Source organism: Ruegeria sp. BA2 (assembly GCF_056539605.1).
Genome location: NZ_JBQFVE010000006.1, coordinates 140,601 through 161,386 on the forward strand (window position 1 = coordinate 140,601; position 20,786 = coordinate 161,386).

Annotated in this window: 21 protein-coding genes and 1 other RNA gene; 11 read left to right on the forward strand and 11 right to left on the reverse strand. The window is 56.8% G+C overall.

Annotated features, from left to right (window positions below; all coding sequences use genetic code 11):
* Nucleotides 1-12: 12 nt before the first annotated feature.
* The 5 genes from gatC to rnpB all read left to right on the forward strand — a co-directional run bounded on the left by gatC (nucleotide 13) and on the right by rnpB (nucleotide 3,708).
* Nucleotides 13-300, forward strand: coding sequence for an Asp-tRNA(Asn)/Glu-tRNA(Gln) amidotransferase subunit GatC (gatC, locus tag ACR0NN_RS14635; RefSeq protein ID WP_170683302.1), 288 nt, complete (start codon nucleotides 13-15; stop codon nucleotides 298-300).
* A 3-nt stretch (nucleotides 301-303) separates the two neighbouring features.
* Nucleotides 304-1,791: an Asp-tRNA(Asn)/Glu-tRNA(Gln) amidotransferase subunit GatA gene (gene gatA, locus ACR0NN_RS14640; protein WP_170723563.1), complete on the forward strand. Its 1,488-nt coding sequence runs from the start codon at nucleotides 304-306 to the stop codon at nucleotides 1,789-1,791.
* A gap of 41 nt (nucleotides 1,792-1,832) precedes the next feature.
* On the forward strand, nucleotides 1,833-2,537 hold the full coding sequence (locus ACR0NN_RS14645) for a hypothetical protein (RefSeq protein ID WP_170723562.1): 705 nt from the start codon (nucleotides 1,833-1,835) through the stop codon (nucleotides 2,535-2,537).
* A complete protein-coding gene (locus ACR0NN_RS14650) occupies nucleotides 2,488-3,192 on the forward strand; it encodes an N-acetylmuramoyl-L-alanine amidase (protein ID WP_170723561.1) in 705 nt (234 codons plus the stop codon). Before ACR0NN_RS14645 ends, ACR0NN_RS14650 begins: the two co-directional genes overlap by 50 nt.
* Nucleotides 3,193-3,314: 122 nt before the next feature.
* An RNA gene (rnpB, locus tag ACR0NN_RS14655) (RNase P RNA component class A) lies at nucleotides 3,315-3,708 on the forward strand.
* Nucleotides 3,709-3,714: 6 nt separating this feature from the next.
* On the opposite strand, the gene ACR0NN_RS14660 is transcribed toward rnpB, so the two are convergent.
* A complete protein-coding gene (locus tag ACR0NN_RS14660; RefSeq protein WP_170723560.1) occupies nucleotides 3,715-4,047 on the reverse strand; it encodes a GYD domain-containing protein in 333 nt (110 codons plus the stop codon).
* Nucleotides 4,048-4,424: 377 nt separating this feature from the next.
* Here ACR0NN_RS14660 and rpmG point away from each other — a divergent pair, with 377 nt between their 5' ends.
* Both rpmG and ACR0NN_RS14670 read left to right on the forward strand, forming a co-directional pair.
* Nucleotides 4,425-4,592, forward strand: coding sequence for a 50S ribosomal protein L33 (gene rpmG, locus ACR0NN_RS14665; protein WP_010441901.1), 168 nt, complete (start codon nucleotides 4,425-4,427; stop codon nucleotides 4,590-4,592).
* A 222-nt stretch (nucleotides 4,593-4,814) separates the two neighbouring features.
* Complete coding sequence (locus ACR0NN_RS14670) at nucleotides 4,815-5,321, forward strand: membrane lipoprotein lipid attachment site-containing protein (RefSeq protein WP_170683297.1); 507 nt, start codon at nucleotides 4,815-4,817, stop codon at nucleotides 5,319-5,321.
* Nucleotides 5,322-5,437: 116 nt separating this feature from the next.
* On the opposite strand, the gene ACR0NN_RS14675 is transcribed toward ACR0NN_RS14670, so the two are convergent.
* The 8 genes from ACR0NN_RS14675 to ACR0NN_RS14710 all read right to left on the reverse strand — a co-directional run bounded on the left by ACR0NN_RS14675 (nucleotide 5,438) and on the right by ACR0NN_RS14710 (nucleotide 14,365).
* Nucleotides 5,438-6,493 (reverse strand): ABC transporter ATP-binding protein, encoded by a 1,056-nt coding sequence (locus ACR0NN_RS14675; protein ID WP_170683296.1) that lies wholly within the window; start codon nucleotides 6,491-6,493, stop codon nucleotides 5,438-5,440.
* Nucleotides 6,493-7,740, reverse strand: coding sequence for an MGH1-like glycoside hydrolase domain-containing protein (locus ACR0NN_RS14680; RefSeq protein ID WP_480684953.1), 1,248 nt, complete (start codon nucleotides 7,738-7,740; stop codon nucleotides 6,493-6,495). The genes ACR0NN_RS14675 and ACR0NN_RS14680 overlap by 1 nt, the downstream gene beginning before the upstream one ends.
* Before the next feature lie 5 nt (nucleotides 7,741-7,745).
* Nucleotides 7,746-8,954 (reverse strand): carbohydrate ABC transporter permease, encoded by a 1,209-nt coding sequence (locus ACR0NN_RS14685; RefSeq protein ID WP_170723558.1) that lies wholly within the window; start codon nucleotides 8,952-8,954, stop codon nucleotides 7,746-7,748.
* A complete protein-coding gene (locus ACR0NN_RS14690) occupies nucleotides 8,954-10,186 on the reverse strand; it encodes a carbohydrate ABC transporter permease (RefSeq protein WP_170723557.1) in 1,233 nt (410 codons plus the stop codon). Before ACR0NN_RS14690 ends, ACR0NN_RS14685 begins: the two co-directional genes overlap by 1 nt.
* A gap of 57 nt (nucleotides 10,187-10,243) precedes the next feature.
* Complete coding sequence (locus ACR0NN_RS14695) at nucleotides 10,244-11,569, reverse strand: ABC transporter substrate-binding protein (protein ID WP_480685007.1); 1,326 nt, start codon at nucleotides 11,567-11,569, stop codon at nucleotides 10,244-10,246.
* Between the two features lie 29 nt (nucleotides 11,570-11,598).
* A complete protein-coding gene (locus tag ACR0NN_RS14700) occupies nucleotides 11,599-12,690 on the reverse strand; it encodes a LacI family DNA-binding transcriptional regulator (protein WP_480684956.1) in 1,092 nt (363 codons plus the stop codon).
* A 523-nt stretch (nucleotides 12,691-13,213) separates the two neighbouring features.
* Nucleotides 13,214-13,951, reverse strand: coding sequence for a Bax inhibitor-1/YccA family protein (locus tag ACR0NN_RS14705; RefSeq protein ID WP_170588520.1), 738 nt, complete (start codon nucleotides 13,949-13,951; stop codon nucleotides 13,214-13,216).
* Between the two features lie 195 nt (nucleotides 13,952-14,146).
* Entirely contained in the window at nucleotides 14,147-14,365 is a 219-nt protein-coding gene (locus ACR0NN_RS14710) for a YjiS-like domain-containing protein (RefSeq protein ID WP_170723555.1), read from the reverse strand.
* Nucleotides 14,366-14,492: 127 nt separating this feature from the next.
* Between ACR0NN_RS14710 and ACR0NN_RS14715 the strand changes: the two genes are divergently transcribed.
* A complete protein-coding gene (locus ACR0NN_RS14715) occupies nucleotides 14,493-15,371 on the forward strand; it encodes a LysR family transcriptional regulator (RefSeq protein WP_170723554.1) in 879 nt (292 codons plus the stop codon).
* On the opposite strand, the gene ACR0NN_RS14720 is transcribed toward ACR0NN_RS14715, so the two are convergent.
* The gene (locus tag ACR0NN_RS14720; RefSeq protein ID WP_170723553.1) at nucleotides 15,355-16,323 is read right to left on the reverse strand and encodes an NADPH:quinone oxidoreductase family protein; all 969 of its coding nucleotides are present in this window, start codon (nucleotides 16,321-16,323) and stop codon (nucleotides 15,355-15,357) included. The two genes, ACR0NN_RS14715 and ACR0NN_RS14720, sit on opposite strands and share 17 nt — an antisense overlap.
* 336 nt (nucleotides 16,324-16,659) lie before the next feature.
* Between ACR0NN_RS14720 and ACR0NN_RS14725 the strand changes: the two genes are divergently transcribed.
* The 3 genes from ACR0NN_RS14725 to ACR0NN_RS14735 all read left to right on the forward strand — a co-directional run bounded on the left by ACR0NN_RS14725 (nucleotide 16,660) and on the right by ACR0NN_RS14735 (nucleotide 19,317).
* Complete coding sequence (locus tag ACR0NN_RS14725) at nucleotides 16,660-17,031, forward strand: helix-turn-helix domain-containing protein (protein ID WP_170723552.1); 372 nt, start codon at nucleotides 16,660-16,662, stop codon at nucleotides 17,029-17,031.
* A gap of 44 nt (nucleotides 17,032-17,075) precedes the next feature.
* Nucleotides 17,076-17,867 carry a histidinol-phosphatase gene (hisN, locus tag ACR0NN_RS14730; protein ID WP_170723551.1) on the forward strand — a complete coding sequence of 264 codons (792 nt, stop codon included), beginning with the start codon at nucleotides 17,076-17,078 and terminating at the stop codon, nucleotides 17,865-17,867.
* A 115-nt stretch (nucleotides 17,868-17,982) separates the two neighbouring features.
* On the forward strand, nucleotides 17,983-19,317 hold the full coding sequence (locus ACR0NN_RS14735; protein ID WP_170723550.1) for an 8-oxoguanine deaminase: 1,335 nt from the start codon (nucleotides 17,983-17,985) through the stop codon (nucleotides 19,315-19,317).
* 65 nt (nucleotides 19,318-19,382) lie between these two features.
* On the opposite strand, the gene guaD is transcribed toward ACR0NN_RS14735, so the two are convergent.
* Nucleotides 19,383-20,672, reverse strand: coding sequence for a guanine deaminase (gene guaD / locus ACR0NN_RS14740; RefSeq protein ID WP_170723549.1), 1,290 nt, complete (start codon nucleotides 20,670-20,672; stop codon nucleotides 19,383-19,385).
* Nucleotides 20,673-20,786: the final 114 nt, after the last annotated feature.

A 20,786-nucleotide genomic window follows, 5' to 3' on the forward strand; every position in this document is an offset into this window, starting at 1 on the left:
TGAGGGTTTCCGATGTCGATTGACCAAAGCACCGCCGCCAAGGTGGCCAAACTGGCCCGGATCAAGGTCGAGGATGACGCGCTGCCTGCGCTGGCGTCCGAGTTCAACAATATCCTCGGGTTTATCGAGCAACTGAACGAAGTGGATGTCGACGGCGTCGAGCCAATGGTCTCGGTTGAGCCGATGCGCCTGAAGCGTCGTCAGGACGTGGTCACCGATGGAAACCAGCAGGACAAGGTTTTGTCCAACGCCCCCGATGCTCGCGAAGGGTTCTTCGCTGTTCCCAAAGTTGTGGAGTAAGTCATGAGCGAACTGAACAAACTGGGCCTGGCCGAGGCCCGCGACGCGCTGCGTGCCAAAGATGTCACATCCGTTGAACTGACCGAGGCTTGCCTCAAGGCGATTGACGACGCCGACGCGCTCAACGCGTTTGTCCACAAGACGCCCGAGATCGCGTTGGAGCGCGCCAAGGCGGCGGATGAGCGGATCAAAGGCGGTGACGCGCCGTCGATGTGCGGCCTGCCGATCGGCATCAAGGACCTGTTCTGCACCAAAGGCGTGCCATCGCAGGCTGCGTCGAAGATTCTGGAAGGTTTCAAACCCGAATACGAATCCACCGTGTCGCAGCAATTGGCTGATGCCGGTGCCGTGATGCTGGGCAAGCTGAACATGGACGAATTCGCCATGGGATCGTCCAACGAAACCTCCGTTTACGGTAATGCGGTCAGCCCGTGGCGGCGCGGCAATGACGATGCGCAGCTGACACCCGGTGGCTCGTCCGGAGGCTCAGCCTCGGCTGTCTCTGCTGACCTGTGTCTGGCGGCCACCGGCACTGATACCGGCGGCTCAATTCGCCAGCCGGCTGCCTTTGTCGGCATAACCGGCATTAAGCCAACCTATGGTCGTTGCTCGCGTTGGGGTATCGTGGCGTTTGCGTCTTCGCTGGATCAGGCCGGTCCGATGACCAAGAACGTACGCGACGCAGCAATCATGCTGGAAACCATGTGTGGCCATGACCCCAAGGATTCCACGAGCGCCGAACTGGCCGTGCCAAATTTTGAGGCGATGCTGACCGGTGATATCAAGGGCAAGAAAATCGGTATCCCCAAGGAATACCGCATGGAAGGCATGCCTGCCGAGATCGAAAAGCTTTGGGCTGATGGCGCTGCCATGCTGAAAGACGCAGGGGCCGAGATCGTTGATATCTCGCTACCGCACACCAAATACGCGCTGCCTGCTTATTACGTGATTGCTCCGGCCGAAGCCTCGTCAAACCTCGCCCGCTATGACGGTGTCCGCTATGGCCGCCGCGCGCAGCTGGCGCAGGGTGATGGCATTACCGAGATGTACGAAAAGACCCGTGCCGAGGGCTTCGGCCACGAGGTCCAGCGCCGCGTGATGATCGGCACCTATGTGCTGTCTGCGGGCTTCTATGACGCCTACTACAACCGCGCCCGCAAGGTTCGGACCCTGATCAAGAAGGACTTCGAAGATGTCTTTGCCGCAGGCGTTGATGCGATCCTGACCCCGGCAACGCCGTCGGCTTCGTTCGGCTTGGGTGAGATGACCGAAGCTGATCCGGTTCAGATGTACCTGAATGATGTGTTCACCGTGACCGTGAACCTCGCTGGTCTCCCCGGTATCTCAGTGCCTGCTGGTCTGGACAAACAGGGCTTGCCTCTGGGTCTGCAACTGATTGGTCGCCCCTGGGACGAAGGTGATCTGCTCAACACTGCCTATGCGCTGGAAAGCGCAGCGAGGTTTGTGGCCAAGCCTGGGAAATGGTGGTAATCCTCAGACCTGACACGGCAACAAAGAACCGGAGCAGCGGAATGCGCAAATTGCTTCTGATCCCAGCCATTGGGCTGATCGCGGCCTGTGATACCGTTACCCCGGTTTCGGGGACCGGTTTCAACACGCCGGAATATCAGGCGCAGCGCGAGGCTGAACTGGCCGGGCAGGGCCTGGCAGGCAATCCGCTTGCCCCACCCGAGGCAATTTCGGAACAACCGCTCTCGGCGCAGGGAACTCTTGGTGGCGCACCAACAGGCGATGCCTCTGACATCGCCAACCAGACGGCTATTGCCTTGGCGAATACCTCCGATCAGGAGACGCGTGTCGCGCCTCTGACTTCGACAAGCAACACCGGTATTTCGGACGAGCAGGATTTCGAGGCCGTCTCGAACCGTCGCAGCATCGACGCCGACGCCGCCCGTATCGAACAGAATCGGCAGACCTATGAGGTCGTCGCCCCCACCGCCGTGCCCGAGCGTGGCTCTGACGGGCAACCAAACATCGTGCAATATGCGTTAAACACTTCGAACCCCGTCGGTACTCAGCTCTACAGCCGGGCCGGGTTTAACCTGCAGGCCAAGGCACAACGCAACTGCGCACAATACGCTTCACCCGATCAGGCCCAGATCGAGTTCCTTTCGAGCGGCGGCCCTCAGCGTGATCGCAAGGGGCTGGACCCGGACGGCGACGGCTATGCCTGTGGCTGGGATCCCAGCCCGTTCCGCAGTGCCGTCAACAACTGACCTCTCGCCGATCCGGCATCCGTCCCCCAATTTCGGCCCCCGTAGGGATGGGCTGAAGCCTACGCTGATCGTATTGCACTATACCGCGATGGAGAGCGCCTCAGCCGCGCTTGAACGCCTCTGCGATCCCGGTCCCGAAGTCTCTGCCCACTACCTTATTGGCGGCGATGGCACACTCTGGCAGCTTGTCAGTGAGGACGACCGCGCTTGGCATGCCGGGGCAGGGGAGTGGCATGGGCAAACAGATATCAATTCCCGCTCAATCGGCATCGAACTGGACAATCGAGGTGACCACCCGTTCGCGGAGCCGCAAATGAGAGTGCTCGAATTGCTGCTGCGGCAGATAATGGGACGCTGGAGCATCCCCGCTGAAGGTGTGATTGGCCATTCCGATATGGCCCCGGGTCGTAAGTCCGACCCTGGCCTGCGGTTTGATTGGCAAAGACTCGAACACCAGAACCTCGCTGCGAGACGTGGAACCAAAGCACCGACAAACACGACACTGCGGACCCTTGCCAAATCCCGCGGCTACACAGCGCAGGCGGACGAGGCAGCGCTCCTCGCCGCCGTCCGCTTGCGCTATCGCCCGTGGGGCAACGGGCCCCTACACACTGACGATCTCAAAGCGCTCAGCGCGCACAATTTACCAACCTGATCCTCTTCATCTGGCCAAAAATATCCCGGGGATGAATTGGCCGCAGGCCAAGAAGGGGTTGGCCCCTTCCGAACCCTCTCCACCCTTGACGTCGCCTGATCCAACGCATACCCAGCCCTCGCGCGGAGGGCCGGATGGCCGCTGGGGTCGTAAGGCCCGAGAGGAAAGTCCGGACTCCACAAGGCAACGGTGCCGGGTAACGCCCGGGCGGGGAAACCCGACGGAAAGCGCCACAGAAATCAGACCGCCACACACGTGTGGCAAGGGTGAAACGGTGGGGTAAGAGCCCACCGCGCCGCTGGCAACAGTGGCGGCACGGCAAGCCCCACCGGGAGCAATGCCGAATAGGGTCCCCGCGCGGGCCGGTCGGTGCAAACCGATACCGCCGCTAGGCTCGCCTTGGCCGAGAGGGACCGGGTTGGCAGCTTGAGCCGCGCAGCAATGCACGGCCTAGAGGAATGGTCATCGAAGGGGGAAACCCTGGAACAGGATCCGGCTTACAGGCCCTCCGCGCATATCCTGTTACCCACCCGGCGGTGTGTATGTGCCACCGAGGGCGGCCGCCTTCTCGGCGACGGCAACAAACTCCTGGGCGGACCATGCACGAACGGTCTCGATCCTTGCAACAGCACCCGTACCCACGACGGCCATGCCAATCGCCACAGCATCGCTGCCTTCAGGCAGTTCGCTGATAACGACGACATCGTTGCCTCCGGTGGTAATGTAAAAAGAGATCAGTTTGCCGCCTGCTTTCTCAAGCAAGGCCTTGACGGGCCCGGTGCGATCTTCTGGCTTCGCCAACATTCCTTTGACCCCATCTTGCGAATAAGACGCGTAAGTGATGAAAACAGGCATATTGATCTCCCTTGGTTTTAGTTCATCAGGAGCCTTTAGACCGGCCGCCCCCGTGGCCGGGCTGCGTGCATGATTGCGCGCAAATCGGAAAATCCCGGAATGGTGGTCAACCGGGCGTATCTATTAGTGTGAGTGGTGTTGGCTGCCGGAATTCTTATCCGACCTGATATTACCTCTATCCGCGAAGCGGGGTTCGAAGGTTGGGCGACCCTATCACAGAATCGTGAGCGCACCAAATCGTCTGCTCTTGAAACCATGTCAGGAATTGTACCCAGACGCGGCGAATCCGGTTGACTTGGGCGCATGAGCGGTTAAAAGCGCACGCTCATATGAATTCAACCGAAAGGCCCCTGCCTTTTCGGACGCAGGAGATAACCATGGCGAAGCCGACGACAATCAAGATCCGTCTGAACTCGACCGCGGGCACGGGCCACTTCTACGTGACCAAGAAGAATGCACGCACCATGACCGAGAAAATGACCATTCGTAAATACGACCCGGTCGCTCGGAAACATGTCGAGTACAAAGAAGGCAAGATCAAGTAATCTGCCTTTTGGAAAGAACGTTTAAGAGGGCTCTGCTGGCGCAGGGTCCTTTTTTGTTGCCCGAAGTAGTTCGCCCATAATGTCATAAGTGGCCATGCAACTCGCCTATCGCGGGCGTTGCACGGGCGCATCAGCCTTTGGACCCTTCTAAGCCCGGCCATCTTGCTTTTTCGAGCAGCCTGCCGCTACGCTTGAGGTAACCTTTCCAAAATGTTGACCGCCATGAAAAAAATCTTATTGCCTGCTCTTGCTGTTCTGACGTTGTCAGCCTGCGAAGACCCGTTTAACCGCGAAGGTGTTGGTTTCACCGGGATCGATGGTGAACCGCGTACAGTGTCCGACGTCAAAGGTGCTGTCGCCTTCCTGCCGCCAGAAACCAACATTCCTGCCGAATTGGCTAAACTTCCGACGATTCAGGTCACCTCGGACAAAGCTGGCGCTGACAAGCTGGCGGGTGTTGCGATCGATAGTGGCGGTCGCACGGATGCCAATGCGGTGCCGCTCTCAGGTAGCGACACCAACCTGTACCTAAGCACGGTTGGGGTGAACGGTCAGTTGTACGGCGTACTTCGCACCGAAAACAATTCGACCAAGGTTGACACATCGATCGGGTCGGCGTTTGGCGAGCAGACCGAACGCTTTACCGGATGTCTGCCTGCAGGCGATGTGTTCCGCAAAGGTTCATCCGAGCGCAGCTCGGGTTTTGCTGTTCCGCTGAACTGCCGCTGATCGCAGCTTGCTTCAAGCATAAATTAAGCCCCCGCCGATAAGGTGGGGGCTTTTTCTTTTGATACTATCGCGGCTCTTACGCCGTACTGAAAATCGGCGCGAGCCCGGGATTGGGCTTAGTTTCCTATCAACGCCTGCCCGTTTTCATCAAAGAAATGGAGATTGTCAGTCGGGAACTGCAAACCGATCTTCTCACCAGGTGTCAGGTCTGTATCTCCATTCAGACGTATCGTCACTTTGTCTTCGACGCCACAATCAACGATCAGGAAGGTGTCAGCGCCCAGATACTCAATCACCTCAATGATGCCATCGCTTTGCCCGTCTCCGGCCGCGACGACCTGTATGTGTTCAGGACGAATTCCAAGCTTGGTTGCATTGCCTGATCGGGCGAAGTCTCCGCCTCTGCCGTGTTCAAGTGAGTAGCTGCTGCCTTGGGTCGTGCATGGCAGGATATTCATTTTCGGGCTACCGATGAACTGGGCCACAAACAGATTGGCCGGGCGTTCGTACAACTCTCGTGGCGTGCCAACTTGGGCGATCTTACCGTATTCCAGCACCACGATGCGATCAGCCAATGTCATCGCTTCGACCTGATCGTGCGTCACGTAGATCATAGTGCGCTTCAGATTCTGGTGAAGCTTGGCGATTTCGTAGCGCATCTCGACCCGAAGCGCAGCATCGAGGTTCGAAAGTGGTTCGTCGAACAGAAACGCCGTTGGGTCACGTACGATGGAGCGGCCGATGGCAACGCGCTGACGCTGACCACCTGACAGATCTTTGGGGCGACGTTCAAGGAACGGCCCAAGTTTCAGGACCTCGGCGGCCGTGTTGACCTGCTCGGCGATCTCAGCCTTCGGAACACCGGCCACTTTAAGCGAGAAGCCCATGTTTTCGGCAACTGTCAGGTGCGGATACAGCGCATAGGACTGGAACACCATTGTTAGGCCGCGTTTGGAAGGCGGATGATCCGTGACGTCGTTGTCATTGATCAAAAGCGATCCGCGCGAAATATCCTCAAGCCCGCCGATCATACGCAGCAGCGTGGACTTACCGCAGCCTGAAGGGCCCACAAAGACGATGAACTCTCCTTCTTCGATCTTGAGGTCAACGCCTTTGATAACCTGCGCCGAGCCGAACCACTTTTCGACTGATTTCAGTTCAATGCTACCCATTATTTCCTCCCTGCCCAGTGCAGCCATACAGCTGCAGTCCAGGTGAATGAATTGCCGCCGGCGGGGCCGCCGGAAAGCGGATCGTAGTATTCCGCAAAGCCGTTCGTTGCGATCAATTGCGCTGTTTTTTGACGTAACGCTTCGGCTTCGGGCAGGTGCCCCATATCAGCCAACCCGAACCCGATCAGCATGTTCATGAACCCCCATGTGGGCCCTCGCCAGTACCTGCGCTGGTCGAATTTGGGCATCGAAGGGTCATAGCTGGGAACCGGATACGGCACGTTCTCAAGTATCGCCTGCAACCTTTCAAGCATGGGCTGCGAGTCGAGGCCGGCATACCAGCAAAGATATGATGCGTTTGACACGCTCTCTGCCCATTCGCCTGTCCGCGCGTCGCGCGCATCGAATGAATTCAGCGCTTCGTTCCACAAGGATCTGGCACCGGCGTCAAGCTTTTGAATATCTTCGCTAAGCCTGTCTGCAGCGATACCAAGGTTTTCACTGATCACCAGCAGATCACGCGCGGCGCGCAAGGCGATGAAAGTCATGGTGGGATCCGCAACCCGGAAGGGGTTCAGGCCCAGCAACTTCTGTTGATCCCAGTTCACCTGACGACCGATCTGAACCAGTTTGATATAGCGATCGTAGTCGTATTTGGTCGGCCGGTCGGCGCTGTTGACATGGCTTGTGTCCCGACGCTGGTATTCCCCAACGCCTGAGGGATCGACACCCTCCATTGCCTTGTCCCAATCCGGAGCGTTGTCGCGCCCGGCTTCCCAAGGGTGCGTCGTACAGACCGCGCCATGGTCATCGAGCCGCCATTTCATGATCCATCGATGCCAAGCCAGCAAAGCCGGGAACAGTGCGCGAATTCGATCCTCGCCAGCCTCGCCGTCCTGTTCCCAAATCTTGCGCGCGACGGTCGCAGCTACAGGGGGTTGGATGATGCCCGAGGACGGGATCGGCCCGTGGCCTCCCCAGACATCAGGACCAGGAAAATATCCGTCATCCTGTTTGTGAAACAGAATATGGGGCACCATGCCGTCGTCCCATTGGCCTGTGAACAGCGTTTCGATCTCGGTCCAGGCCCGGTCAATGTCGAACTCGGCAAAGCCAAGCGCTGCAATCGCGCTGTCCCAATTCCACTGATAGGGGTACAGCCCTTCAGTTGGGATGGTGTATCCGCCGCGATCGTTTGCAACGAGTATGTTGCGCGCCTCGCGGTCAGGGTTTGTATGTTGGTTCATCTTGGTCATCCTTTGACGGACCCTGCAGTCAGGCCCTTGGTCATGAAACGTTCAAGCCCCAGGAACAGCGCCATGATTGGAACAGTGGCAATCACCGCACCAGCCATCAGGTGTTGTCTGGGGATTTCCGAGGAGTTCAGCATCGTCACACCTCGGGTCAGGGTGAATTTCGATGGGTCGTCCAGCAGCATGAAGGCCAGCAGGAACTCGTTCCAGGCGATCATGAAGACATAGAGCGACACGGAGGCCAGTGCAGGCAGGCTGAGCGGCAGAGTGATCTTCCAGATCACCGAAATACGCGACAGACCATCCATCAGGCCAGCCTCTTCCACCTCAGTCGGCAGTCCGCGGAAGTAACCTTGCAGCATATACAGCGCGACCGGGATCGTTGTGACCGGGTAGATCATCACAATGCCTAGGATCGAGTTGCGCAGCCCGGTCAGCGAAAACGCGATATAGATCGGCAGCGCCAGAACGATCATCGGCACCATGTAGATCAACAGGATCGAGCGCGAGAACGCCTTTTGCCCTTTGAACCGGAACCGCGCTACAGCATAGGCACCGGGCACGCTGAACAGCAGGGTGATGAACACCGTCAGGACCGAGACATAAAGCGAGGTCCAAAGATAAGTACCGAAATTGAAATCCCGGAACAGCTCGGTATAGCTGCGGAACAGCTCGAAGCCTTGAGACAGGTCGACCGAGAAATCCAGAGGATTCTGCAACAGGGCTTGCTGCGACTTAAGGCTGGTCATTACCATCACATAGAACGGGATGATCACAATCGCGGTGAAGAAGATATAGCCAAAGCCGGTGCAGAACCGGATCACGGCCTCTTCGTATTCATGGCGGGTCAGCTCTCCGAATGGCGTCTCATTCAGGATTGCGGCCATGGACAGATGCATGACAACCGCAATTGCGATCACGGTCACCAACATCGCCTGCAAGGATGTGTCTGCACCGATTAAAACCGGGCCGATACTGGTCAGACAAGACAGACCCATTAGCGCGGAAATGCCCAGACGGGCCGGCGCGTGTTGCGCCGGGAAGCGGACATAGACTAGACCGGCGACTGCCCCCCAAATCAGGCAGAGCAGGACCTGCGGCCTGAATGCCGCGCCGGTTGAGAATGACATGGTGATGGCAACCGAAGTCGCGATGACCACAAGCCAGAGTGCACCCAAAAGCGGGGCGGTAATATACCCTTTGCGCATCATAGACCCTCCTCACGGCTGATGAAGCGGAAGAAGACGAAGCTGAATGCGATCAGGCACATCAGGATCACGACCGCGACAGCCGCGCCTGCACCGATGTTGGAAATCGCAAAGGCCTGTTCATAGACATTCACGGTCAGAGTACGGGTGCCCGCGTTGCCCCCGGTCAGCAGGAAGATGTCGTCAAACTTGTTGAACGTCCAAATGAAGCGCAGCAGGAACAGCACCGACAGGATGCCCAACAATTGCGGGATGCTCAGCAGCCAGAATTTCTGGAAGGGAGAGGCCCCATCCATATCCGCTGCTTCATACATGCTGGAGTCGATGGATTGCATCCGCGCCAAAATGAACAGGAAGGACAGCGGGAAGTAGCGCCAGATCTCGAACACCGTCACCATGATCAATGCCAAGGGGCGTTCACCAAAGAAATTGATCGGTTCGCTGCTCAGGCCCATCTGAACCAACAGCGCGTTGGCCGAGCCCGAGAATGGATCGAACAGGGTAACCCATGTGAAGGCGACAGCGATCACCGGGGCCACATAGGGGAACAGGTAGAGGCCCCGTATGAAACCTTGCCCCCTGAAGCTTTTGTTCAACAGCAAGGCTGCGAACAGGCCCATCAACAGAGCTCCGATCGTGCCAAACACCGTGTAGAATAGCGTAACCCAAAGCACGCCCCAAAACTCGTCCCCGTCGAAGACGCGAGCGTAGTTTTCAAGGCTAAATTCAAAGTTCGTAAGCACACTGGGGCCACTGCCGGTCAAATCCGGTTCAGACCCTTCGATCAAGTCTTCGAATTCATCCGGTTCTCCGTCTACAGAAACGGGGATACGGATGCGCTCGCGTTGGCCACCTTCCAGGTCGCCGAAATCGCAGAACAGGTTTTGCCCGTCCAGTATGCAAGGGCTTGTCACCTCTTGCGCAGTAACGCCGTCAGGCAATACGTCGGTCAGGGTGACACCGGTAACGGCGATGTCCTGACTGGAGTTCCGAAGCCGGTACTCGATCCGCAGATCGTCGCCGGATCCGCGCAGGCTTTCACGCACCACAGGTGCAGGCGGGCGCAGGTCGGACAGGTTGAAGGGTTTGAAGCTGATCCAGAAGATCGCCAGCAATGGCAGGATCACAACCAGCGACACACTGATGATGGTCGGAGCCAGCAGCGTCCAGGCCAGACGCGCTTCGCGTTTGGCTAACGCCCCGGTCCCTGTCGGTGGGGTGGCCGAAGACATGGGATACCTCGAAGGGTTGGGTGCAGCGGCGCAATCGCCGCTGCATGTGTCACAAGGTTACTGAACCTTCGCGAGCTCGTCGTTCATTGCGGCCACTGCAGCGGCGGCATCGATTTCATCGTCGATATATTGGCGCACGACCCGGTTGATGGCCTGGCTGTTGATCATTTTGGACGCCAAAGCCAGCTGGCCTTCAGCAACGCCCCAGCGCTGCGCCACGTCCAGACCGCCGACGATCTCATCGATCATCGCCTGATCATACAGCTCGCCCAACGGGGCTTTGCGGTCCACACCAACGGGCAGCTCTGCCCAAGCTTCCGAGAACGCGGTCGGGTTGTCAGCATTACCGCGACGGACCGGGAACTTGCCCTCGGGTGCGATGGCCAGTGTTTGAGTATAGCCGTCGTCCATGGCGAATTTCACGAACTCCATCGCCGCGTCAGTGTCGGCGTCGTTGGTGATGCCAAAGTAACGAAAGTCGCCCCAAGCCGCGCCATCAGGGTTAGACGGGCCAGAGAAGTTCGTAACGATGCCGGTTTTGGAGGCCAGATCGCGCGAGGTAGGATCATCATTGATGGTCGGCGGGGCGCTGTCGCGCAGGCCTGCCAATTCGTCCAGAATGAAGGGCGACCAGATAATCATCGCGGCTTTGCCATCGAAATACAGCTCACGCGATTGCTTCCAGAACAGCTCACCCGGAGGCGAGGCTTTTGAGATCGCTTTGTAGAAGTCCAGAACCTCGGTGGTTTTGGCTTCATCAAGCGGTTGGAAACCATCCGCGCCGACAGGTGATACTCCATTGGCGAGGAACACATGTTCCAGTACCTGGCTCATAAAGTTTTCGTCCACCTTGGTGGCGGCAACAAATCCGTACATCTCTGGCGGATTGTGCAGCTTGTCCAGCGCGGCAACGACACTGTCGAACGAGTTCGGGGCTTCAAGACCTGCATCGTCGAACAGGTCCTTGCGATAGATGACCATTTGGGTCCAGCCATCAACCGGCACCGATGCGGTTTCTCCATTGAACGCTGCCATGCCAAGCGCGCCGGGGGCGAAAGTGTCAGCACCCAGCTCTTCGATCACCTCGGTTGCGGCTTCCGTGTCCAGAATGCCCGCTTCGGCCCAGGGTAGGGCGTATTGCAACGGATGATAAACTACATCCGGGAGGTCCCCGGCAGCAAACGCGGCTGTGGCGCGTGTGCCCAGATCGCTTTCAGTGACCGGGATCACTTCGACTGTGGTACCAGTCTCAGCCTTGAACTGGTCGGCCATTTCCTGTTGCTTGGCCAGCCGCTCGGGCTGTTCTTCTGTGGTCCAGAAACGGATCGTATCCGCCTGAGCTGACACCGCTGTCACAATTAGCGCAAGCGATGTTCCAAGCATCAGTCGCGATGCATTTGTCTTAAGATTCATTATGGGTTTCCTCCCCGTTTATGATCGTTGAACAGATTGATTTTTTGAGCCAGTTCCTCGGGTGTCAGCCGAGGAGGCCCGTCGGAGTCACGTGCAATCAACACGGCGTCACCAAGTTCGCGCAGGTCCGCGGACGATTCTCCACGCGCCTGGCGGATCAGCATGGTCGCAAGGCGCTCACCGGCGCGCTGGGAATCCACACTGAATGTCGTCAGTCCGGGGCTGACATATTGGCATTCGGGTATGCCGTCATATCCCAGAATTGATACATCTTTTCCAATCTCAAGACCCAAATCGGCACAGACGGGATAACACCCGAGTGCGGCCAGATCGGTCGCAAAAATGATTGCCGTCGGTGGGCGTTTCAAGCTCAAAAGCGCACGCGCCTCAACAGTACCTTCTTCGCGCGTACGGGCGCCTTCACGGATCAATTCGGCATCAAATGTCAGACCCGCAGCTTTGAGGCCTTCGAAATAGCCGTCACGGCGTAAATGGCTGTAGTTGAATTTTGGATCGCTGCCGACATAGCCGATGCGTGTATGGCCGAATTCGACGAGGCGCTCGAACGCATTGCGAATGGCCGTTTCACCCGAGATGTCGAACCAGGAGTTATTATCCTGCGCGGCGGGCTGCCCATATCGAGTGCGCCCAAACATGATGAATGGAACCTTGAGCTGTTCAAGGTACTTTACGCGTGCGTCGTCGACTTCGGTCCGAGGTAGGATGAACCCATCGGCTTTGTGTTCTTCGACAAGCCGCCCTAGCACGTTCAGCATGTCTTCTTCGGACCGCGCAGTGGAAATGGTCAAAGTCCAGTCGGATGCGCTTGCGGCTTCACAGGCGCCCGCAAGAAAGTCCTGAAGAAAGGGGTTGTGCCCATCTGGTTCTTCGCTGTTGATCACCATTGCGATGGCACGCACCCGCCCGGTTCGAATCGCTTGGGCATGGCTGAGAGGGCGATAGCCCATCTTACGCGCAGTGACCTCGACCCGCTTTCGTGTGGCTTCCGAAATGTCGGAATACCCGTTCAAAGCCCGTGACACGGTGCTTTTCGAAAGCCCCAGATGCTCGGCCAATTCATCCAGTTTCACCCTTCCGGGGCCGGAAAGGTGCCGAGGCCTTGATTGTGGCCGCTGGGGAATGGGATTCGCCATCATGTGTCCATTTGTTCGCTCCGAAACCGGTTTCGGCAATTAAAAAATGAACTTTCTTGATGCTTGCCGCATCAGAACTAGGCAGTTCGTGAACCCCACGCTTGTCGTAGGAGGCTAACAAACAGCCAGTGTGCCTTTGGATTCGGGCGAATTCTGGTGCTCAATCTTGTTAGCCGTGCCTCGCTGCGCCCATCAGAAACGCAAAGGGCAAATGTTGCTTCTTGCTTCAAAAATGTATCTGACCGAGTGCAGGGCTTGGCTTTGATTGCTTGATAGAGGTCATGCGAACTCAGCTTGCGCCCACACACTTTGCCTGAGCTGCCAATACTTGTTAGCGGCTGCGTTCAATAAGAATTGCGAATGAACCGATGCAAGACCTTCTGAAATGAATTGCTCGCATAAAAAAGCCCCGCTTAGCGCAGGGCCAAGCGAGGCAATATCGATCAATTAAGGGTTGGCTTTATTCCCGGTTCCCCAGAAGTTGCAGCAGGAACATGAACATGTTGATGAAGTCCAGATACAGGTTCAACGCGCCCATGATGGCCGCTTTGCCCAGCCACTCCTGATCGCCCGCATGGGCCATCTGCAGGTAGGTCGTCTTGATCTTCTGCGTGTCATAGGCGGTCAGGCCAGCAAAGATCAGCACACCCAGAATCGACACTGCGAACATGATTGCAGGCGACTGCAGGAAGATGTTGATCACCATCGCAACGATCAGGCCAATCACGCCCATCATAAGGAAGGTGCCCATGCCAGACAGGTCTTTCTTGGTTACATAACCATAAAGCGACAAGCCCGCGAAGGCGATCGAAGTCACCAGAAATACTTGCGCGATCGAGATGCCGGTGAAGGCCACGAAAATCCAGCTTAGCGATAGGCCCATGACGGCCGCAAACGCGTAAAAGAACAGCTGCGCACCGGCTGCAGACAAGCGGTTGATTGCCGCGCCAAAGCCAAACACCATCGCCAGAGGTGCAAACATCACAATCCAACCCAGAATGTTCGGGCTGAGCGTGACCGGATCGCGGAAGATCGAAAGCAGTTGCGGGCTGGACCCGACAGCCCATGCCACAGCAAATGTGATCAGCATACCTACGGACATTGTGCCGTAGACTTTGTTCATATGGGCGCGCAGGCCCTCGTCAATCTCGGCAGCGCGCGCGCCGGACGCCGTCCGGATCGTGTCGAATTGTGCCATTTAAGGGTCTCCCTTCAATATTCTGTTCGCAGCCCACGGTTGCGGACCGGTTTCCCGGTAAATATCGGAGAGTGTGGCCCTCGTTTCAAGGGTTTTACGACCGAAACTCAGCAAAACTGTCAGTAATTTTCCCGACTGGTGCCAAAAAACTGGCGGCTTAGGTGTCAAATTCACCAAACCGCCAGTATTTTTTATTTAATACAGATGCTTGTGCCAGTTTTCCGGTGCATCCCAGATCGGACGTGCAGCCTCGGTTTGCGCATCTGAGCGTGAAATCCCGATGTCATCCAGCGCACGATCATCAAGCTGCGCCAATGTGCGACGCTGTCGTGCGAGGCTAAGCAGGTCAAGTATCCTGGTCCCAAATGCTTTGCGTTTGATGCGACGTGGGGTTGAGATGGCTATATGGGTCATAACGTTTGCCCTTTCCTGGTTGCTTGATGAAACACTGCGCTTCAATCAAATTCCTTGATCTATATGGGGCAGTCTGACATATTTTGGAAATGAATGTTTATGACGTGACTCATAAAGGATATTGAAGATGCGAAATCTGGACATCACAACTTTGCGCTCATTCATAGCGGTTGCCGATCATGGTGGCGTGACGCGTGCTGCCGGATTCCTTCACCTCACACAGTCTGCAGTTTCGATGCAGCTCAAACGGCTGGAAGAGCTTTTGGGGCTGGAACTGCTGGATCGATCTGGCCGCACCATTGCCCTCACTGCGTCAGGAGAACAGTTGCTGGCTTATGCGCGTCGGATGATTGCATTGAATGACGAGGTGATAGGTCGGCTGACAGATCAGGCGTTTGAAGGTGAAGTTGTACTGGGCGTGCCGCATGATGTGGTTCATCCTTTCATTCCGCGGGTCTTGAAACGGTTCAATGCCAGTTTCCCTCGGGTTAGCGTGAATCTGGTGACGTCGAACACACGTCAACTGAAGGAAGAATTCGCGCGCGGAGCATTCGATCTTATTCTGACGACGGAATCGGGGGCAGGCGAGGGGGCGGAAACCCTGCATCAAATGCCGTTGCGTTGGGTTGGTGCCCTAAATGGGTCAGCCTGGCGGCAAAAGCCTTTGCGTCTGGGATTCTGCCGGAACTGTATTTTCCGACCTGTTGCTACCACCGCGTTAGATGATGTGGGGATCGAATGGGATATGAGCATCGACAGCGATTCTGATCGCACTGTCGAAGCCACCGTCAGCGCGGATTTGGCTGTGGGCGTGCTGTTGGAAGGCACCCAGCCTGGCCATCAGGAACTTATCGATCATGCAGGTGTGTTGCCTGATTTACCTGTCCAGTTCATCAACCTCTACGGTGCTGAACGGGTACGCGAAGAATACGTGGCAGAGCTTGCGAATTTGTTGCGTCAGAACTTTAATCACCCGACCGCACATCCGCTTAAAGTGGCGAGTTGATACGGATCACCACTTTGCCCGTTGATTTGCGATCGCGGAGCAACCGCAAGCCCTCAGCCACGTCTTGCAAAGGCAGGATGTGGCTGATGTGCGGTTTGATCCGTCCCTCTGAATGCCAACGGAACAGGGTGGTGAAGCTGTCACGTACAACCTCGGGCCGGAAATTCAGATACCCGCCGATATACACGCCGATTACGGTCAGGTTCTTAACCAGCAGATGGTTGGCGGGAATCTGGGGGACTTCTCCTCCGGCAAATCCAATAGGTAGCAAGCGACCTTCTGGATTGGTGGCACGGAAGGCGGCTTTGAAAACATCACCGCCGATTGCATCGTAAACCACATCAGCTCCGCCCAATGCGCGGACTTGCTCACGCAGGTCTTCGTCCGCATCGATCAGGTGGTCCGCTCCGGCCTTCTGTGCCACTGCCAGCTTATCTCGCCCCCTCGCTTGCGCGATCACTGTGGCGCCCATCAGCTTTCCGATCTCCACGGCTGTTAGACCGACACCGCCCGCCGCGCCGGTAACAAGCAGTGTCTCGCCGGGCTGTAATCGGGCGCGGTGTTCCAGAGCGATATGGCTGGTGCCATAAGCGATCTGGATTGCCGCGGCGTCTTCGAAACTCATGGAATCAGGTACTTGGATCGCCCGGTCTGCATCAAAGACCCCCGATTCGGCTAACCCGCCTTGACCGGAATAGACCGCAACGCGATCGCCCAGCTTCAGATTCATCACATTGTTTCCAAATTCGGTAACAATCCCCGCAATCTCCATGCCCAGCGTAAATGGGGGTTCGGGGGTGTCTTGATATGTACCCTTTTGCATCAAAAGGTCTGCGAAGTTCAGGCCGCAGGCACGGATTTCAACGCGGACCTGGTTGTCCCCCACAGGTGCTGCTGGCGTGTCGCACAGCCGCGCTGGAGTTCCTTTGGTCTCTATACGAAATGCCTGCATCACCGGTCTCCATTGTTTTTTGCCATAGGTTGCGTGGTGATGAGAATTGTCAATTCCAATCATCAGAATCGCTGAAGTCTCGCATGGCGTGACGTGGAACTGTTTCCAAATGGGAAACCCTGAGGTTTCACATTCACGACACAACCACAAACCACTGTGCGAATTCCTTGATTCAACCAACTTGAAAAAAAATCTAATTGCGGCAATATTACGCTATGGTGCTGTTCGGGGGGCACGTTCCGGATTAGGGAGTTCTTAAGCAGCGACCCGCTAACTCAGCGGTTATGGCTGCTGTCGCGGTTTCCCGGACAGGTGTTTGTGTAAAGGAGACTACCAATGACCCATCACGTCGATGTCCATGTGGGCAAACGCGTCCGGCATCGCCGCTGGCTGATTGGCATGACTCAGCAGCAGTTAGCGCAGCAAGTTGGTATCAAGTTTCAACAAATTCAAAAATACGAAACAGGGGCCAACCGGATAAGCGCGTCGCGCTTGTGGGACATTGCCGAGGCATTGGATGTTCCCGTCAGCTTCTTCTTCGATGGACTTGAAGAGACTCAGAAATCGGCTTCGGACAAGAAATCGGTTCCTGCGGATTTGATGGGGGACAAAGAAGCGCTTGACCTCGTTCGTTCATACTATGCGATACCTGAAAACCAGCGTCGTCGTCTGTTTGAATTGGCCCGCGTGTTAAGCGACGTCGCCTGATACAATCACTTGACTTCGCGGGGCGTCGGGCGCACGGGAAAGCCATGCAAAACACCCCGCTAAGTGATCTAGAGATTGCAGAAGAAATGGCCGACGCGGCGCGTGCGGCCATTCTTCCATTTTTCCGACAGTCGAATCTAAAAACTGACAACAAGTTGGCGTCCGGTTTCGATCCGGTCACTGCTGCGGACCGTCAAGCTGAACAAGCCATGCGTGCGGTGCTGGCTAAACATCGCCCAGAAGATGGGATTCTGGGTGAGGAGTTCGGCAAGAACTCTGGCACAAGCGGACGGGTTTGGGTGTTGGACCCAATTGACGGCACGCGCGGATTTATCAGCGGCACGCCCACATGGGGTGTCCTGATTGCGCTGAGCGACGATACCGGGCCTAAGCTTGGCGTTATTGATCAGCCCTACATCGGTGAGCGATTTGTTGGGGATAAGGATCAGGCCTATGTCGAAGGCCCGTTGGGCCGGTCAGCGCTTGGAACCCGTGATACTCGGACAATAGACGAGGCAATCATCTTTACCACCTTTCCCGAAGTTGGCAGCGAGGTAGAGGCTGCAGCTTTCAAGGCCGTCGCTCAGAACGCGAAGCTGACGCGCTATGGGATGGATTGTTATGCCTATGCCCTGCTCGCGGCCGGGCAGATCGATTTGGTCGTTGAGGCAGGATTGAATGCCTACGACATCCAGGCTCCAATCGCGGTAATCAAAGCCGCTGGCGGTGTCGTGACAGATTGGCAGGGTAATCCGGCACATGATGGCGGGCGGGCACTTGCGGCGGCCAATGCGGATGTTCACGCTGCTGCTCTGGAAATCCTGAAAGAATACTAAACCGGTTGCCGCAGGTCTTCTGCGGCACTACACTGATCCCGGCTGGTTCTTGCGCCCGTTTTCCACCAGCCAAACACTCTACGCATGAGACGGGCTGAATGCGGGAGTGTACAAAATGACCGAAATTCTGATCCGTAACGCCGACGTAATCATCACCATGGACGATGCGCGGCAAGAGCTTGCAGGCGCTGACCTTCTGGTTCGCGATGGAAAGATTGCAAAGATTGGCCATGGCCTGACCAGCCAAGGAGAAATCCATGATGCCTCCGGCTGTGTCGTGACACCCGGATTGGTAAACACCCATCATCACCTTTATCAAACTCTGACGCGCGCTGTGCCCGGTGGGCAGGATGCGCTGCTGTTTGGATGGTTGCGAACGCTTTATCCCATCTGGGCACGTTTTGGGCCCGACGAGATGTTTATCTCGGCCCAAATTGGACTGGCAGAGCTGGCGCTGTCTGGTTGCACGCTAAGTTCTGACCACCTCTACCTTTTTCCCAATGGCGCCCGGCTGGAAAATACGATTCATGCAGCGTCTGAGCTGGGTTTACGTTTCCATCCCACACGTGGGGCGATGAGTATTGGTGAAAGTGACGGGGGCTTGCCCCCTGATGCGCTTGTCGAAGCCGAGCAGGCCATTCTGGACGATATGATCCGCGTGGTTGACGCCTTTAACGACCCGTCTGACGGATCAATGTGCCGCGTCGGGCTGGCACCCTGTTCACCGTTCTCGGTCAGCCGCGACCTGATGCGCGAGGCAGCCATGTTGGCACGTGAAAAAGGCGTGATGCTGCATACGCATTTGGCCGAAAACGACGAAGATATCGCTTATTCCGAAGAGAAATTTGGATGCCGACCCGGCCAATATGCCGAAGAACTGGGCTGGACTGGCTCGGATGTTTGGCATGCGCATTGCGTCAAGCTAGATGGCGCAGAAATTGATCTGTTCGCGCGCAGTCGAACGGGCGTGGCCCATTGCCCCTGTTCGAATTGTCGCCTTGGGTCGGGCATCGCTCCTGTACGCGCAATGCGCGATAACGGTGTACCCGTTGGTCTTGGCGTTGATGGCTCTGCCAGCAATGACAGCAGCAATCTGGTGGCCGAGGCGCGTCAGTCCATGTTGCTGCAACGGGTCGCAAACGGTGCTGATGCGATGTCGGCCCGTGAAGCGCTCGAGATTGCAACCCGCGGAGGGGCTGACGTGCTGAACCGTCCCGATTGCGGGCGCCTTATGCCCGGCAAACGCGCCGACATTGCTATCTGGGACGTGCGTGGTATCGAAAGTGCAGGCAGCTGGGATCCGGCTGCGCTGTTGCTTGCGGGACCAACGCGCGTGAAACACCTGTTTATTGAAGGGCGTCAAATCGTCCGCGATGGCCAGATCGCCACAATCGACTTGCCTAAGGCTATAGAGACCCAAAACCGTCTCGCGCGCGCTTTGGCCGAGTAACTGGGTTCACCTTCATCTGGCTTCAAATATCCTCGCCGAAGGCATGGGCCGTCGGCCCTTTCAGGTCAGCCCAAAACGGATCGTCCTCCGATCCATACATCGACCACAGCCCGATCATCGCCCATCATGATGGTCGGGAATACCGCCTCCCAAAGATCATCAGCGTGCGCTTCGCGCTGGGCGATGGCTGGAGTCGAGGCCAAATCCAAGACGACCAGATCGGCCTCCATTCCCACGGCGATATTGCCGATGCGATCATCCATCCGCAGCGTACGAGATGATCCGACCGTTCCGAGCCAAAGCAATTGCGACGGATGCAACGGGCGGCCTCGCAATTGACCGATCTCATAAGCCGCGGCCATGGTGCGCAGCATCGAAAAGCTGGAACCGCCACCAGTGTCGGTTGCAAGACCCACCCGATGCCCTTCGTGGATCAGGCCATTCATGTCAAACAGGCCCGAGCCGATAAAAGTGTTCGACGTTGGACAGTGGATCAGCGCAGCATCCATTTCGCGCAGGCGATCACGTTCGCGATCTTCCAGATGAATTACGTGACCATAGAGGCCATTCCCACCCAACAAACCAAACTGCTCATACGTATCCAGGTAATCGCGCGCGTCAGGGTAAAGGGAACGGACCCATTCGATTTCGTCAGTCTGTTCGCTGAGATGGGTCTGCATCAAACACTCGGGATGCTCGGCCCAAAGTGCACCCATCGCTTCCAACTGCTCGGGAGTTGAGGTGGGTGAAAACCGCGGCGTGATGGCGTAGGAAATCCGATCAACGCCGTGCCATTTTTCAAGCAGCGCTTTGGATTGGTCGTACCCGGTTTGAGCGGTGTCGCGCAGGCCTTCAGGCGCATTTCTGTCCATACAGGTTTTGCCTGCAACAACCCTTTGTCCTCGTGTCTGTGCAGCAGTAAAAAAGGCATCAACACTTTCGGGGTGAATGGTGCAAAAACTACACATGGTCGTCGTGCCGTGGGCTGCAGTCAGATCCAGATATCTGTTTGCGATTTCCGAAGCATAGTTCGGGTCTGCGAACTTCATCTCTTCGGGGAACGTGTAGCTGTTCAGCCAATCAATCAGCCGTTTGCCCCAACTCGCGATCATCGCCGTCTGCGGATAGTGAACGTGCGGATCAACAAACCCGGCCATGATCAGATGATTGCCATAGTCCTGAATGCGGGCGTCGGGATGCTCGTCAGATAGGTCGGACGCCGATCCTAACGCGACGACACGACCGTCTTCGATCAGCACCGCTTCGTGAGTTTTGGTCGCATCCGTGGGTTCACCTTCGAACGGTGAGCCGGTGAAGCTGAGCACGCGTCCCTTCAGAAGCGTCTTTTGCGCCATTTGTCTTGTTCTCCGCCTGTTTGGGGCCGTCAACCAGCATAGGGGCGCGAAAGATGTGGGTAAATTGGAGCATTGTCATTGTTTTCCGGTAGCTGCTTCTTCTATCTAGAAGCA

Coding starts and splice junctions, on each gene's coding strand:
- ACR0NN_RS14670 (WP_170683297.1), top strand. CDS start 4,815: ATGAAAAAAATCTTATTGCCTGCTCTTGCTGTTCTGACGTTGTCAGCC.
- ACR0NN_RS14675 (WP_170683296.1), bottom strand. CDS start 6,493: ATGGGTAGCATTGAACTGAAATCAGTCGAAAAGTGGTTCGGCTCGGCG.
- ACR0NN_RS14680 (WP_480684953.1), bottom strand. CDS start 7,740: ATGAACCAACATACAAACCCTGACCGCGAGGCGCGCAACATACTCGTT.
- ACR0NN_RS14705 (WP_170588520.1), bottom strand. CDS start 13,951: ATGGCACAATTCGACACGATCCGGACGGCGTCCGGCGCGCGCGCTGCC.
- ACR0NN_RS14720 (WP_170723553.1), bottom strand. CDS start 16,323: ATGCAGGCATTTCGTATAGAGACCAAAGGAACTCCAGCGCGGCTGTGC.
- ACR0NN_RS14645 (WP_170723562.1), top strand. CDS start 1,833: ATGCGCAAATTGCTTCTGATCCCAGCCATTGGGCTGATCGCGGCCTGT.
- ACR0NN_RS14690 (WP_170723557.1), bottom strand. CDS start 10,186: ATGTCTTCGGCCACCCCACCGACAGGGACCGGGGCGTTAGCCAAACGC.
- ACR0NN_RS14695 (WP_480685007.1), bottom strand. CDS start 11,569: ATGCTTGGAACATCGCTTGCGCTAATTGTGACAGCGGTGTCAGCTCAG.
- ACR0NN_RS14710 (WP_170723555.1), bottom strand. CDS start 14,365: ATGACCCATATAGCCATCTCAACCCCACGTCGCATCAAACGCAAAGCA.
- gatC (WP_170683302.1), top strand. CDS start 13: ATGTCGATTGACCAAAGCACCGCCGCCAAGGTGGCCAAACTGGCCCGG.
- rpmG (WP_010441901.1), top strand. CDS start 4,425: ATGGCGAAGCCGACGACAATCAAGATCCGTCTGAACTCGACCGCGGGC.
- ACR0NN_RS14685 (WP_170723558.1), bottom strand. CDS start 8,954: ATGCGCAAAGGGTATATTACCGCCCCGCTTTTGGGTGCACTCTGGCTT.
- gatA (WP_170723563.1), top strand. CDS start 304: ATGAGCGAACTGAACAAACTGGGCCTGGCCGAGGCCCGCGACGCGCTG.
- ACR0NN_RS14725 (WP_170723552.1), top strand. CDS start 16,660: ATGACCCATCACGTCGATGTCCATGTGGGCAAACGCGTCCGGCATCGC.
- ACR0NN_RS14715 (WP_170723554.1), top strand. CDS start 14,493: ATGCGAAATCTGGACATCACAACTTTGCGCTCATTCATAGCGGTTGCC.
- ACR0NN_RS14650 (WP_170723561.1), top strand. CDS start 2,488: ATGCCTGTGGCTGGGATCCCAGCCCGTTCCGCAGTGCCGTCAACAACT.
- ACR0NN_RS14735 (WP_170723550.1), top strand. CDS start 17,983: ATGACCGAAATTCTGATCCGTAACGCCGACGTAATCATCACCATGGAC.
- hisN (WP_170723551.1), top strand. CDS start 17,076: ATGCAAAACACCCCGCTAAGTGATCTAGAGATTGCAGAAGAAATGGCC.
- guaD (WP_170723549.1), bottom strand. CDS start 20,672: ATGGCGCAAAAGACGCTTCTGAAGGGACGCGTGCTCAGCTTCACCGGC.
- ACR0NN_RS14660 (WP_170723560.1), bottom strand. CDS start 4,047: ATGCCTGTTTTCATCACTTACGCGTCTTATTCGCAAGATGGGGTCAAA.